The sequence below is a fragment of the Candidatus Nitrospira bockiana genome, assembly GCF_965152565.1.
This window is the reverse complement of record NZ_OZ224215.1, coordinates 2,647,694-2,662,281: the sequence shown is the minus strand read 5'-3', so window position 1 is coordinate 2,662,281 and position 14,588 is coordinate 2,647,694. Positions and strand designations below refer to the sequence as shown.

The following is a 14,588-nucleotide window of genomic DNA, read 5'->3' as shown; positions in this document are numbered from 1 at the left end:
GGAGGGCTCATGCCGACCGATCGCACGACCAGCGCGATTCAATGGTTTGACGAGATCACGCTCGATGATGTCGCCCTCGTGGGCGGGAAGAACGCCTCGTTGGGCGAAATGTACCGCGAGTTGAGCGGGCAGGGCGTCAAGGTTCCGAACGGGTTTGCGATCACCGCCGAGGCCTATCGGATGTTCCTCGAGGACGCCGGAGTCGATCGGCGCATCCGCGAGCTCTTGCGCGACCTCGATACCAAGGACATGGAGAACCTGCGTCGCCGCGGGCGCGCGGTCCGGCACGCCGTCCTGTCGGCGACCCTGCCGAGGGAGTTGGAGCAGGCGATCGTCGAGGCCTACGATCGCTTGAGCGCGGAGGTCGGGGAGCAGGCGGACGTCGCCGTACGCAGCAGTGCGACCGCCGAGGACCTGCCCGATGCGAGCTTCGCCGGGCAGCAAGAAACGTATCTGAATGTACAGGGGCATCAGGCTCTCCTCGACGCCTGCAAGCGGTGCTTCGCCTCCCTGTTCACCGACCGGGCCATCTCGTACCGCACGGACAAGGGCTTCGATCATTTTCGGGTCGCCCTGTCCATTGGCGTCCAGCGGATGGTCCGCTCCGATCTGGCCGCCTCCGGCGTCATGTTTTCGATCGATACCGAAAGCGGATTCCAGGACGTCGTGCTCATCAACGCCGCCTATGGCCTCGGGGAAACGGTCGTCCAAGGCTCGGTCAACCCCGATGAATGCTATGTGTTCAAGCCGACGCTCAAGCAGGGCTTCCGGCCGATCGTGCAGAAGCGCTTGGGCACCAAGGAATTCAAGCTGGTCTATGACATCGGCGGGGGACGCATGACGAAAACCGTTCCCGTGCCGGCCCCTGACCGTGTCCGGTTCGCCGTGACCGACGATGAGATCCTCACGCTCGCCCGCTGGGCCTGCCTCATCGAAGACCACTACAGCGCCAAGCGGGGCCGCTTCACGCCGATGGATATGGAATGGGCCAAGGACGGCCGCAGCGGAGAATTGTTCATCGTGCAGGCGCGGCCTGAAACGGTGCAGTCCCAGAAGTCCCGTGAGGTCGTCGAGATCTTTCATCTTCGGTCGCGCGGCCGCGTGCTCGCGGCCGGCCGGAGCGTCGGCGAGAAGATCGCCGCGGGACCGGTCCGCGTCATCCCCGACGCGCACCGGCTGCACGAGTTTCGCGACGGCGAGGTGCTGGTCACGGATCGTACGGACCCGGATTGGGAGCCGATCATGAAGAAGGCGGCGGCGATCGTCACGAACCGCGGCGGCCGGACCTGCCATGCGGCGATCGTCAGCCGCGAGTTGGGCGTCCCGGCGATCGTCGGAACCGACACCGGGACCCAGGTGATCAGGGACGGTCAGATCGTGACGGTCTCGTGTGCCGAGGGCGACACGGGATACGTCTACGAGGGGCGGTTGTCGTTCGACGTCGAGCGAATCCCGTTGTCGGGCCTGCCGCGGCCGAAGACCAAGGTGATGATGAACGTCGGGAACCCCGAAGAGGTGTTCGCGCTCGCGTCGATCCCCAACGACGGCGTCGGCCTTGCCAGGCTGGAGTTCATCATCGGGACCTCGATCAAGGTCCATCCGTTGGCGCTGCTGGAGTACGAGCGGTTGGACGATGGCACGGTCAAGGCCGAGATCGACCGGATCGCGGCCGGGTATGGCGACAAGCCGGCGTTTTTCGTCGACAAGCTCGCGCAAGGCGTCGGCATGATCGCGGCGGCCTTTTATCCCAAAGACGTGATCGTCCGTCTGAGCGACTTCAAGTCGAACGAGTACGCCGGCCTCGTCGGCGGGGCGCGGTACGAGCCGCACGAAGAAAACCCGATGCTCGGTTTCCGCGGCGCCTCCCGGTACTACGATCCGCGGTACCGCGAGGGCTTCGCGCTGGAATGCCGGGCCATGAAGAAAGTGCGCGACGAGATGGGGCTGCGCAACGTGAAGCTCATGGTCCCGTTCTGCCGGACGGTGGAGGAGGGGCGCCGGGTGCTGGAGGAAATGGCCGCGCACGGGCTGCGTCGCGGGGAGCACGGTCTCGAGGTGTACGTGATGTGCGAGGTCCCGAGCAACGTGATCCTCGCCGAGCGGTTCGCGGAGATCTTCGACGGCTTCTCGATCGGCTCCAATGACCTGACGCAGCTCATCCTCGGCGTCGATCGCGACTCGGAAATCATCGCTCCGATCTTCGACGAGCGCGACGAAGCGGTCAGGCGCATGATCGCCGATGTGATTCGGCGTGCCAAGGCCGCCGGGCGGAAGATCGGCATCTGCGGGCAGGCCCCGAGCGACTATCCGGAGTTCGCACGCTTTCTCGTCGAGCAAGGCATCGACAGTCTCTCGTTGAATCCCGATGCGGTGTTGAAGACCACGAAGGCGATTGTCGAGATGGAGCAGAAAACAGTGACGTCGTGAGGTCCGTGACGCCAGAAGCCCCTCTTTGATAAGGAGGGGTGGGGGAGCCGAACGGCTTCGACCCCACCTAGCCTCCCCTTACGAAGGGGAGGAACGGTCCCTCTACCACCGCAATAAACGGACTCAACAGACTCAACGTCTTTCATGCATCTTCGTTCCCTTGACGGACAAAACGGACTCAACGGACCTAACGGACTCAACGTCTTTCTTATTTAGAAGCATGAAGCTTTCGGTCAAGACAGGCGTCAGCTTTGGGTTCACCTCGGGGATCATCACGACGCTCGGCCTTATGGTCGGTCTGCATTCCAGCACGCGCTCCACGCCCGCCGTCGTCGGCGGCATTCTGACGATCGCGATCGCCGATGCCTTCTCCGACGCCCTCGGCATCCATATTTCCGAAGAGTCGCGCAATCTCCATACGGCGGCGGAGATCTGGGAATCGACCATCGCCACGTTCCTCGCAAAGTTTCTGGTGGCGATCACGTTCATTCTGCCGATTGCGCTACTGCCGTTGGCGACGGCGGTGGCCGTCAGCGTGCTGTGGGGGCTCGTGCTGTTGACCGCGTTCAGCGTGTACCTCGCGAACCAGCAGCAGATCAGGCCGTGGAAAGTCGTGGCGGAGCACGTCGGGATCGCCTGTCTCGTCGTCGCACTGACCCACTACATCGGCGAGTGGATCGGCGACATAGAATAACGAGTGATGAATGATGAGTGATGCGCGATGAATGGAGGATGGGCAATTCATCATTCTGCACTCACCACTATCTGTGGAGCTTCCTCAACTCATCATTCATCACTCTGCACTCATCACTATCTTTGGCATAGAATAACGAGTGATGAATGATGAATGATGCGCGATGAATGGAGGATGGGCAATTCATCATTCTGCACTCATCACTATCTGTGGAGCTTCCTCAACTCATCATTCATCACTCTGCACTCATCACTATCTTTGGGGGGTGATCTATGGAAGTCCGCAGCAAGGTGTATACGTATCGAACCAGCTTGAAATGGACGGAGGCCAAGAAGGGGACGTTGTCGTCGGCAGGCAAGCCGGACCTTCAGGTGGCGACGCCGCCCGAATTCAAAGGGCACGCGGGCATCTGGTCGCCCGAGGACCTGTTCGTCGCGTCGATTACCGTGTGCATCATGAGCACGTTCTTGGCCTTTGCCGAGCGGGCCGGCCTTGGATTCCAAGGCTATGAAAGCGAGGGCGAGGGGCGCGTCGAGTTGGTCGACGGGGCCCTTCAAGTCACGTCGGTCGCCGTCAAAGTCGCGCTCAGGCTCGCGGGGGCCGCGGACGCGGATCGGGCCAAGGAACTGATGGAAAAGGCCGAACGCCACTGCCTGATCTCCAGGTCGGTGAAGAGCCATATCAGCCTTGACGTCGTTATGATGTAGGCGGTTTTAGAAGTCCTCGTAGGTGAGGTCGGCACCTTGACAAGGCATCCTGGCCTTCCTAGACTGCCCTGAGTTTACCCTCCGCACGTTTTACGTTGAATTCGCTAGTCGCGTGGCTCGTGATGAGCGACCGCTGCGCTCCTGGCGTCGTGTCAAACAGTGCATGGAGGTCTTGCCATGACATCCTATGACCTCCAGCGCTTTTCCTTACACGAGATGAGCGAGTGCTCGGCACGGCTGCGCACGCTCGGCGCGCAGGCCCCGAGCTTCACCGATACCGCCGATCAACTCGTCCGGTTTTTCTACGACAGCTGTCTGGACACGGAGACCGGCCGACCGGCCTGCGCCTTGGTGCGGCTCTTCAGGACCGAAGCCTACGAGCGCTTGTCTCCGGCCTTTCAGGCGTGTGTCAGGGAGGCCTTGGGCCGGGAGCCGTATACCCCCCAATTGAAGTGCTTGACCTTGGTCGCGAGCGCCGGGGAGCGCCCGGAATGGAATCAGGTCGAACGGTCTCACCACTATAAGGCCATTCCGCTCGCCGGCGAGCGCTTCATCGCGCAGTTTCCGATGTTCTCTCATCTCTTCAAACAGCTCGGCTTGCCGCTGGAGACGTCCCTCCACCCCGACTCCGATCTCTTGGTCGACTGGGACGAAACCACCTACAACGTCTTCTATATTCCCGAGGCCCTGGGCAGCCCGTTCGTGCCGGTGCAACAGGACTTCGTGATCCCGGTCGGGATCCGCTCCGTGCTCGGGTTCGGCGGAATCCTGCCGTCCCGCCACCTGTTCGTGCTCGTGCTGTTCACCAAGGTGCCGGTGCCGCACCACACCGCCGAGCTGTTCAAGCCCTTGGCCTTGAGCGCCAAGCTCGCGCTCCTCGCCCATGAGAGGCAGGCGAGCGCGGCCGGGGGTGCCGATGTGGACGCTCCCGCGCAAGCCCCTCCCGACCGGGCGGTCCAAGCTGAGGTGCTGTCGCAGCTGCTGACCGTCCATGAACGAGCCGTCGCCACCTACGCGGAGCGCGGGCGCCGCGCGGAAGCGGCCCTTCACACCAGCCGGGCCCGCCTGAGCGCGGTCGTGCAATCGACCAAAGATGCGGTGCTGTTCCTGGATCGCCGCGGCCTCATCCGTTCTTGGAACCCGCCAGCTGAAGCCCTGTTCGGATATCAGGTCCAAGACGTCTTCGGCAGGCCGTTGGGGACCCTCATCTCCGGTGGATTGAGCGAGTCGTTCGAGCAGATCGTGGCCGAAGCCGATGCCGGGCCACGCGCCGACATTTCGAGCCGGACCTTCGAAGCCACCGGCCGCATCAAAGGCGGCGGCTCGTTCCCCGCCGACGTCACGCTGGCCGCCTGGCATGTCCGCAACACGGTCTTCTTCAACGCGATCATTCGCGACATCAGCGACCGGAAACGCGCCGAAGCGGCCCTGGAAGAATCGGAAGCGCGCTTCCGGGGCCTCGTGCACTACGCCCCCGATGTGATCTTCACGATCGGGGGCGATGGGATGATCACCTCCCTGAATCCGGCCTTCGAGCAGGTCACGCACTGGTCCTGCCCGGAATGGATCGGGCAATCCTTCGTGTCGATCCTCCATCCCGATGATGTCCCTGCAGCCGTGGATCTCTTCCGGTTCATGCTCGAGAACAGCCAACCGGCAAGCGCCACCTTCCGGATTCGCAGCAAGGATCGCGGCTACCTGATCGGAGAATTCGTCGGCACACCGCAGATCGAGCAGGGACGCCTCGTCGGTATTCTCGGCATGGCCCGGGACGTCACCGAGCGGAAGCTGGTCGAGGAGGCGCTGCGCGAGAGCGAGGCCAGACTCCGAGCCGTCATGCAATCGACGACGGACGCCATCATTTCGATCGACGGCGACGGGAACGTCGTGTTCTGGAATCAGGCGGCCCACGATATGTTCGGATACTCGGCGGAAGAGATGCTGGGGCAGCCGGTGAGCCGGATCGTACCCGAGCGGTTCCGCGAACAGCATCAATTGGGCGTCAAACGCGCCGCAGCCGCAGGTCGGCTCACGGTCGACGCGAACATGCTGGAGCTGATCGGCATGCGGCGGGATGGGACGGAATTCCCCATCGAATTCAGTCTCGCGTCGTGGAAAACCCGGACCGGTGTCTTCTTCACGGGGGTGTTGCGGGACATCACCGCACGCAAGCGGACCGAGGAGGCCCTACGGGCCCTGGCCGCGGACACCGTCTCCGGTGAGAGCGAGACGTTCCTGGAGGCGTTGGTCAGCCATCTCGCCACGGCGTTGAATGCCCGATGGGCCTTTCTGGGGGAGGTCTCGGCAGCCGAGGACGAGGTGACCACCCGTGTCGTCTATGCCGACGGCGCACGGGCGGCCAATTTCACCTATCGTCTGCAGGGCACCCCCTGCGCCGCGGTCCTCGACAACACCGTCTGCTACTACGGCCGCAATGTAGCGGCGCTCTTCCCCGAGGATCGCCTGCTGCGCGAGATGGGAGCGGAGTCGTACTGCGGGAGCCGGATTTTCACCCGGACGGGGCAGTTCCTGGGCCTGCTCGTCGTGCTCCATGACAGGCCGCTCCTCAATGAAACCGACGTCGTGCGGATCGTGAAAATTTTCGCCACCCGGGCGGGGCTCGAGCTCGACCGGATCCAGACACAACACGCGCTCGTCCAGAAGCAGACCGAGCTCGAGGAGTTCTTCGAGAATGCGCCGCTCGGCCTTCATTGGGTCGGCCCGGACGGCCGGATTCTTCGGGCGAACCGGGCCGAGCTCGAGATGCTGGGGTACGAGCCCGAGGACTACGTTGGGCATCATATCGCCGAATTCCACGTCGATCAGGACGTGCTCGCGGACATCCTGGGACGCCTCGAGCGGGCCGAGACGCTGGAGAACCACGAGGCCCGCCTCCGCTGCAAGGACGGCGCGATCAAACACGTGCTCATCAACTCGAACGTCCGCTTCGAACACGGGCGCTTCGTCCACACGCGGTGCTTCACCCGGGACATCACGCGGCGGAAGCAGGCCGAGATCGACCTGACCACCAGCGAGGCCCGCTTCCGCCGTCTCTTCGACCATGCGGCGACCCCGATGTGCTTGATCGGAGAAGGACGGCGCTTCGTCCGGGTCAATGACGCCTTCTGCGCCCTGATCGGCGCGCCTTCGGACAGCCTGGTCGGGACGGCGTGCGACGTCTGGGTCTCTCTCGATGACCTCCGCCAATACCGTGAATCCTTGGAGACCCTGTTCAGCCGGGCGTCCGGCGGATTCTCCGCCGAGCACCGCTACGTCTCCGCGGCGGGCGAGACGCTCTGGGTGCGCACGGCGTTCAGCCCGATCGAGGACCCGGAAACCGGCCGCCAGCTCGCCCTCGGGATCCTCGAGAACATCACCGAGCGCAAGCGCGCGGAAGACGCGTTGCGGACCTCGAGCGAGTTCAACCGGCGCATCATCGCGAACGCCGGTGAAGGCATCGTCGTGTACGATCGCCATCTTCGCTACGTCCTGTGGAACCCGTTCATGGAACGGCTCACGGGCCTCTCGGCGCAACACGTGATCGGGAAACACGCAAGTGAGATCTTTCCGTTCCTGGCCGAGCAAGGCGGGCTCGACCTGCTGGCGCGGGCGTTGGGGGGCGACGTCGTCTCCACCGGCGATCTCGAGGTCCGCATACCGGCGACCGGCCGGTCGGCATGGCTCTCGGCGCGGTTCACCCCCCATGACGACGGTCAGGGGCGCATCATCGGGGTCATCGGCACCGTGAGCGACATGACCCAGCGAAAGCAAGCCGAGGCGGAGCTAAAGGAGAGCCAAGAACGCTTTCGACTCTGCGTCGACGGGTCCAACGCCGGGATTTGGGACTGGGACCTCCGAACGAACCGCGTGTATCTGTCGCCCAAGTGGAAGTCGATGCTCGGCTACACGGACGATGAGGTCCACTCCAGTTTGGAGGCGTGGGAGAGCCGGATTCATCCCGACGACCGCGAGGCGGCGCTGTCTACCTTGAGCGAGTTCGTCGACGGCGCACGTCCTCGCTATGAAATCGAATATCGCGTTCGCCACAAGGACGGCTCGTATCGGTGGGTGCTCTCCCAGGCGGTCTGCCTCCGATACGCCGACGGCAAGGCTTACCGCGTCGCGGGCTCGCACATCGATGTCACGGAACGGAAGCACGCCGAAGCCGCGCTCCGGGAAAGCGAAGAACGCCTCCGGCTCGCCGTCACCGCCACCGGCGTCGGAATTTGGGATTGGCAGGTCGCCCCGAACCGCGTGGTATGGAGCCCCCGCGTGGCCGACATCTTCGGTCTTTCGCCCGGGGAGTTCGAGGGACGCTATGAGGCGTATGTCGCGCGCATTCACCCGGAAGACCGAGATCGAGTCCTGCACGCCATCGACGCGGCGCTCCATGAAGGGGCGGACTACGACCTCGAACACCGCATCCTCGCGCCCGATGGAGGCGTGCGCTGGGTGGCCTGCAAGGGCGCCGTGCTGCGGGACGTCGGCGGCAGACCGGCGCGCATGCTGGGAACGGTCCAGGACGTCACCGAGCGGAGGCTGGCCGATGAAGAGCGGCGAGAGGCCATGCAGCGCCTCAAGACGCTGTCGGGACGTTTGGAGGTCATTCGGGAGGAGGAGCGGGCGCGGATCGCCCGAGAGCTTCACGACGAGCTCGGCGTCGGTCTGACCTGCTTGAAAATCGACCTCTGCCGGTTGGCGGCCAAGGTGGAGCACGTCTCGGAGGGTACGTCGCGTCAAGACCTGCTGAACAAGCTTCACGCCATGACCGAGTTCGTCGACGCCACGATCGCCTCGGTCCAGCGGCTCGTCACGGAGCTTCGTCCCACCGTGCTCGACGATCTCGGGCTCGTCGCCGCGTTGGAATGGCAGACGCAGGATTTTCAGCGACGGACCGGCATCCCGTGCCGGCTTCAGGTCGATGAAGCGGACATTTCGGTCGATGCCGAACGTGCGACGGCCATCTTCCGCATCTGCCAGGAGGCGTTGACCAACGTCGCCCGCCACGCCAAGGCGGGCCAGGTCCGCGTGCGGCTGACGCAGGAGCACGGGGTCGTCTGCCTGGATGTCACGGACGACGGGCAGGGCATCCCACCGGACAAGCTTGCGGACCCGCGCTCGTTGGGGCTGCTCGGCATGCGGGAACGTGCCGATCTCGTCGGCGGGGAGGTCTTGGTCAGGCGAAGCCCGGAAGGCGGCACAACCGTCAGCCTCCGGCTTCCCACCGCCCGGGAAAGGCCGTGACATGCCGCAGCGGCCCGATGGTTCGGCAACCGAAAACTTGTCTTGCTCGCCCGGAAAGCCCTTGTTATCATTCAGCCGTTCGCGGGACCCAGGGGCCGGTCGCCATGATGCATGACCCCGACGAGGTTGTCGTTGTCCGCACCACTTCCCCACCATGTGCGCCTGAATCGACGCTTCGCGGTTGATCCTCCTGCTCGGCCTGCGTCCGCTTCCATGGCCTCGGTAGCCCCCACAGGGCTCCTCGGCGTACACGCGGCGCGGGCAAATGATTGCATGGACGCCCCGTGGTGAAGAGTGATCATGCGATGACGGACGTATGTGAGCCGCAAGAGCTCTGGTCCGTACCCGTGCTGCCCCTGCTCCTGATGCTGTCGTTGGCCCTCGCGGTCGGCATCGGCTTCTATGCCCTCGTGACGTTGCGAGACGTCCTCGTTCGAGAAAAAGGGACGGAATTGGCGCGCGCGGCGGCACGGGTGGCCGATATCCTCGATCGCATCCTGTTCGAACGAGCCGGGGACGTTCGGGTCTTCGCCTCGGATCTCGCGCTTCGTACTGGAAGCGACGAACAACGACGGCAACGGTTGGAGTTCTACAAGGACGTGTATGGCTACTACGTCTGGATCGCGCTCATGGGACCGGACGGCAGACTGCTCGCCTCGACGGCGGCGTCCGGCGATGCGCCCCGCGTCCCCGAGGACGTGAGCCAAGAGGCTTGGTTCCAGGAGATCCACCGGACTCCTCGGGTCCATGTCCATGAGCCCGACCGGCCGGGACCCGGGACGATCCCGACCATCGGCTTCTCGGCGCCGATTCGAGCCGACGGCGACGGGTTTCAAGGGGCGGTCAGCACGCGGGTGTCGCTCGCCGCGCTCCCCACGGTGCTCGAGCGGGAAGGGCAGTTGGCGTCCCATGAAGGCGAGCCGTTCGACTGGTTGTTGATGGACTCGCGCGGCGCCGTCCTCCTCGAAATCGGGCATGCCCGGCCGCAGGCGGCGCCGCTGCCGCCGCAGACGGTCCCGCTCGGATTCACGGTCGCGCAATCGGACCACAACCGAGTCGGCTATACCGAAGAAATGCACCTGCGGCGCCAAGTTCCGGTGATCACCGGCTACGCGAAGTTACGGGGATACGGAGGATTCACCGGGTTCGACTGGACCGTGCTGGTCCGCATGGACCGTGATCACGCCTATGCGCCCATCAACCGCCTCGTCGTGACCGTGGGAGTCGTCGGTCTCCTGGGGGCGGCGCCGCTGGCGCTGATCGGCGTATGGTCCTCCTGGAAGACCGTGCTCGAAGAGCGGCGGCTCCGGGCGGTCCAGCGCGAGCTCCAGCAGACGGTCACGGAGCTTCATCGATCGAACTCGGACCTGCAGCAGTTCGCCTACGTCGCCTCTCACGACCTGCAAGAGCCGCTGAGAATGGTCTCCAGCTACACGCAGTTGGTCGCGAAGCGGTACCGGGGCAAGCTGGGCCCCGAAGCCGATGAATTCATCGGGTACGCCGTGGACGGCGCGGCCCGGATGCAGAAGCTGATCCAAGACCTGCTCGCCTTTTCACGGATCGACAGCCAGAGCCACCTGCCGGCGAAGATCGCGATGGATGAGGTCGTGAATCTGGCCCTGGAGAACCTCCGTCGGAGCGTCGAAGAAAGCGGGGCGGTCGTCATGCGGCGGCGCCTCCCTTCCGTCAAGGGCGATCAGCGGCAACTCGTCCAACTCGTCCAAAACCTCCTGAGCAACGCGATCAAGTTCCGGAGCGCCCGGCCGCCGGAAATCGACGTGTCCGCGGAACCGATGAACGGCATGTGGAAGTTCGCGGTCCGTGACAATGGAATCGGGCTCGATCCCCAGTTTGGGGATCGCATCTTCGTGATGTTCCAGCGCCTCCACACCCGGGCGCAGTACCCGGGAACAGGCATCGGCCTGGCGATTTGCAAGAAGATCGTCGAACGGCATGGGGGACGAATCTGGGTGGAATCACAGCCCGGTCAAGGGGCCACGTTTTTCTTTACACTGCCGGGAGTCCCGGGCGATGGGGTCCCGGGACACTGACCGCAGAGTTTAGCAAGCTGTTCAAAAACTATTTCGAGAATCCGGAAACTCGAAACTTCAGGAGATGGTGTTGGAGCAGAATAACCCGCAGGATGTTCAAAAAGGCCATCCAGCACGGCCGCAGCGAGGCGCACGGCGTCACGAATAAGTGACGCCACGTTTGTGCGCGCCGGCGAGATGGTGAGCCGGCAGTGTCTTGACCGAGGCGTTTCCTTTTCACCCGCCCACACCCGAGCTGCCAAGACAGCTCTGTTCCCGTGGTGCGGTACATTGAGGTCCTGAGCGATGCGAGAACAAAGCTGGGGGCCTTTTTCAACATCCTGCCACAGAGAAAGGATGAAGCATGGCTGTTGCCGATCTAGTGAGGCCGATTGAAATTCTGTTGATCGAAGACAATCCCGCCGACGTTCGCCTGACGATGGAGGCGCTCAAGGAAGGGAAGGTGCTCAACCACCTCACGGTCGCCAAGGACGGCATGGAGGCGCTGACGATCCTACGCCGTCAAGGCCGTTACGGGGATCGCCCGCTGCCGGACTTGATTCTGCTCGACCTCAACCTTCCCGGGAAGGACGGACGGGAGGTGCTGGCGGACATCAAGAACGACGACACGTTGAAGCGCATTCCCGTGGTGATCCTGACCACCTCGCAGGACGAGCAGGACGTGCTGAAGAGCTACAGCCTCCACGCGAACTGCTACATCACCAAGCCGGTGGATCTCGAGCAGTTCATCCGAGTGATCAAATCGATCGAGGACTTCTGGCTGGGCATCGTCGTCCTGCCGAGTGGGTTGAAAGGGCTCGGCGGGTTCCACACCCACTGAGGGACCATGCGAGTTCTGCTGGTCGAAGACAACCCGGGCGACGTCCAACTGCTGAAGGAACACCTCGCTGACGCGCGAGACGTCCGGGTTCAGCTCATCCATGTTTCCTGTCTTCGCGATGCGCTGACGCGGCTCGCGGAGGACGCGTGCGACATCGTGCTGCTCGATCTGTCGTTGCCGGACAGTGTGGGGCTGGACACGGTCACGCGCGTCGTCGCGGGATCGGGAGCGAAGCTCCCCATCGTCGTCCTGACGAGCATCGAGGACGAGGGTTTGGGGCTTCAGCTCATCCAGGCCGGCGCGCAGGACTACCTTGTCAAGGGGCAGGTCACGGGCCCGCTGCTGCTCCGGTCGCTGCATTACGCGATCGAGCGACACCGAGCCGACGAGGCGCTTCGGTTGAGCGAGGAGCGCTACGCCCTGGCGATCGCCGGCTCGAACGACGGACACTGGGACTGGGACTTGGTCGGCCGCACGTGCTATTACTCGCCCCGTTGGAAGGAGTTGTTCGGGATCGCAGGAGATGTCCCCGACAGCGATCAGGACGGTTTTCTTGCGCTCGTCCATCCTGACGATCGCGAACGGGTCCATGAAGCGTTGCAGGCGCATGTGGATCACCGCATCCCGTATGCCGTCGAGTTTCGAGCCCGGCACGGCGCCGGGGAGTACCGCTGGTTTCAATCGCGGGGCCAAGCGGTTTGGGACACGGCCGGACGAGCGGTCCGGATGGCGGGCACGTCGACGGACATCACCGATCGAAAGCGGGCTGAAGAAGCACTGATCGAAAGCAAGGACCGCTACCGATCTCTGATCGACACGGCGGGGAGCGTGATCCTCGTGCTCTCGCCCGACCATACGATTCTGGAGTGGAACCCGGCCGCGGAGGAGCTGTATGGATGGCGGCGGGACGAAGTGCTGGGCCGAGACTATTTCCGCCTGTTTCTTCCCGAATCCGAATGGGCGGGCGTCGCCGAAGACATCCGCCGGGTCCTGACCGGAAAGGAGACGCGAGGCTACGAGAATACCGTGCGGGCACGGGATGGCTCCGAACACATCGTGAGTTGGAACGTCAACCGCTTGCTGGATCCCCAAGGAGGGACGCTCGGCATCATCGCGGTCGGGCAGAACATCACCGAGCGCCGTCTCGCCGAGGAGCAGCTGCGCGAGACGCTGGCGACGGTACGGACGCTCTCCGCGAGGCTCGAGGGGATCCGCGAAGAGGAGCGGGCGCGCATCGCCCGCGAAGTGCATGACGAGCTGGGCGTCGGGCTGAGTTGCCTGAAAATCGATCTGTCACGCCTGCAGGCCATCGTGGGCGCCGAGGACGGGCCGGTGAAACAGGAGCAGATCTTGACCCGTCTGGAGGCCATGATCGGTTTCACCGATGTGACGATCGACGCGGTGCATCGGATCGTGACCGAGCTGCGACCGACTATATTGGACGACTTGGGAATCGTGGCCGCCATCGAATGGCAGACGCAGGAGTTTCAGCGCCGGACGGGCATCGCCTGCGAGCTCATCGTCTCGAAGGACGACATTCACCTGGACCCCGACCGCGCCACGGCGGTCTTCCGCATCTGCCAAGAAGCCCTGACCAATGTCGCGCGTCACTCAGGGGCGACGCGCGTAACCGTCCTGTTGAACGAGGATCAGACCTCGACGGTGCTCGAGATCTCGGACAACGGCAGCGGGGTGCCGGCCGACAAAGTGTCCGACCCACACTCGTTTGGGCTGCTGGGAATGCGCGAGCGGGCGCATTTGGTCGGCGGCCGCCTGACCATCACCGGGCAGCCCCAGTGCGGGACCCTGATCAGGCTCTCGCTCCCGCAACGGGAGCGTCGTGAGGAGGCGCAACTGTGTTGAAGATTCTCATTGTCGACGATCACCCGTCGTTCCGGCGGGGCGTGAAGGAAATCCTGACCGAAGGATTGGATGCCGTGAAAATCGGCGAAGCCGGCGATGCCAATGAAATGCTCGAGATGCTGAAGGCCAAGAAGTGGGACCTGTTGATGATGGACATCACGATGCCGGGGCGGAACGGCTTGGAAGCGCTCAAGGACGCCAAAGCGCAGTGCCCGTCATTGCCGATCCTCGTCTTGAGCATGCATCCCGAGGATCAGTATGCGATCCGGATGTTCAAGGCCGGAGCCGACGGCTATTTGACGAAAGCCAGCGCCCCGTCGGAGCTGGTCCGGGCGATCAAGAAGGTCCTGGGCGGCGGACAATACGTGAGCCAATCACTGGGCGAGAAGCTCGCCCTGACCGTGAAATGCGGGACCGACCAAGCGCCCCACGAGCGGCTGTCCGACCGGGAGTACCAGGTCCTGTGCCTGCTCGCGAGCGGCAAGACCGTCGGGGAAATCGCCAAGACGATCAACCTCAGCGTCACGACCATCAGCACCTACCGGGCCCGGATCCTCGAGAAGATGAACATGAAGAACAACGCCGAATTGACGCGCTACGCCGTCGACGCCGGCCTCGTCTCCTGATCCCGTCTCCTGACCTCGTCCTCTCCGTTAGCCGCTTCCCCTTCCGACAAATTCCTGTCGCGTAAACGAGGACAGCCTCCGCTCGGGACATTCGACAAGAAAATCACACCGGCGTCGATAGTGTCGGTTCCCGCCCGTCTGTAAAAGGAACCACGC

General features: G+C 63.8%; 8 protein-coding genes. All 8 read left to right on the top strand.

Annotation, left to right across the window (positions count from 1 at the left end; genetic code table 11):
* The first annotated feature begins 9 nt into the window (after nt 1–9).
* The 8 genes from ppsA (at nt 10) to ACWHYV_RS13065 (ending at nt 14,432) form a co-directional block, all read left to right on the top strand.
* On the top strand, nt 10–2,427 hold the full coding sequence (gene ppsA / locus ACWHYV_RS13100; RefSeq protein WP_447976937.1) for a phosphoenolpyruvate synthase: 2,418 nt from the start codon (nt 10–12) through the stop codon (nt 2,425–2,427).
* A 220-nt stretch (nt 2,428–2,647) separates the two neighbouring features.
* Nucleotides 2,648–3,121, top strand: coding sequence for a hypothetical protein (locus ACWHYV_RS13095; RefSeq protein ID WP_447976936.1), 474 nt, complete (start codon nt 2,648–2,650; stop codon nt 3,119–3,121).
* A gap of 272 nt (nt 3,122–3,393) precedes the next feature.
* Nucleotides 3,394–3,828 (top strand): OsmC family protein, encoded by a 435-nt coding sequence (locus tag ACWHYV_RS13090; RefSeq protein WP_447976935.1) that lies wholly within the window; start codon nt 3,394–3,396, stop codon nt 3,826–3,828.
* A 177-nt stretch (nt 3,829–4,005) separates the two neighbouring features.
* On the top strand, nt 4,006–9,072 hold the full coding sequence (locus ACWHYV_RS13085; RefSeq protein WP_447976934.1) for a PAS domain S-box protein: 5,067 nt from the start codon (nt 4,006–4,008) through the stop codon (nt 9,070–9,072).
* Between the two features lie 305 nt (nt 9,073–9,377).
* Nucleotides 9,378–11,123 (top strand): sensor histidine kinase, encoded by a 1,746-nt coding sequence (locus ACWHYV_RS13080; protein WP_447976933.1) that lies wholly within the window; start codon nt 9,378–9,380, stop codon nt 11,121–11,123.
* 343 nt (nt 11,124–11,466) lie between these two features.
* Entirely contained in the window at nt 11,467–11,943 is a 477-nt protein-coding gene (locus ACWHYV_RS13075; RefSeq protein ID WP_447976932.1) for a response regulator, read from the top strand.
* A gap of 6 nt (nt 11,944–11,949) precedes the next feature.
* Nucleotides 11,950–13,806, top strand: coding sequence for a PAS domain S-box protein (locus ACWHYV_RS13070; protein ID WP_447976931.1), 1,857 nt, complete (start codon nt 11,950–11,952; stop codon nt 13,804–13,806).
* Nucleotides 13,800–14,432 (top strand): response regulator, encoded by a 633-nt coding sequence (locus tag ACWHYV_RS13065; RefSeq protein WP_447976930.1) that lies wholly within the window; start codon nt 13,800–13,802, stop codon nt 14,430–14,432. Before ACWHYV_RS13070 ends, ACWHYV_RS13065 begins: the two co-directional genes overlap by 7 nt.
* The last annotated feature ends 156 nt before the right edge of the window (nt 14,433–14,588 follow it).

Coding starts and splice junctions, on each gene's coding strand:
- ACWHYV_RS13095 (WP_447976936.1), top strand. CDS start 2,648: ATGAAGCTTTCGGTCAAGACAGGCGTCAGCTTTGGGTTCACCTCGGGG.
- ACWHYV_RS13070 (WP_447976931.1), top strand. CDS start 11,950: ATGCGAGTTCTGCTGGTCGAAGACAACCCGGGCGACGTCCAACTGCTG.
- ppsA (WP_447976937.1), top strand. CDS start 10: ATGCCGACCGATCGCACGACCAGCGCGATTCAATGGTTTGACGAGATC.
- ACWHYV_RS13085 (WP_447976934.1), top strand. CDS start 4,006: ATGACATCCTATGACCTCCAGCGCTTTTCCTTACACGAGATGAGCGAG.
- ACWHYV_RS13080 (WP_447976933.1), top strand. CDS start 9,378: ATGACGGACGTATGTGAGCCGCAAGAGCTCTGGTCCGTACCCGTGCTG.
- ACWHYV_RS13090 (WP_447976935.1), top strand. CDS start 3,394: ATGGAAGTCCGCAGCAAGGTGTATACGTATCGAACCAGCTTGAAATGG.
- ACWHYV_RS13075 (WP_447976932.1), top strand. CDS start 11,467: ATGGCTGTTGCCGATCTAGTGAGGCCGATTGAAATTCTGTTGATCGAA.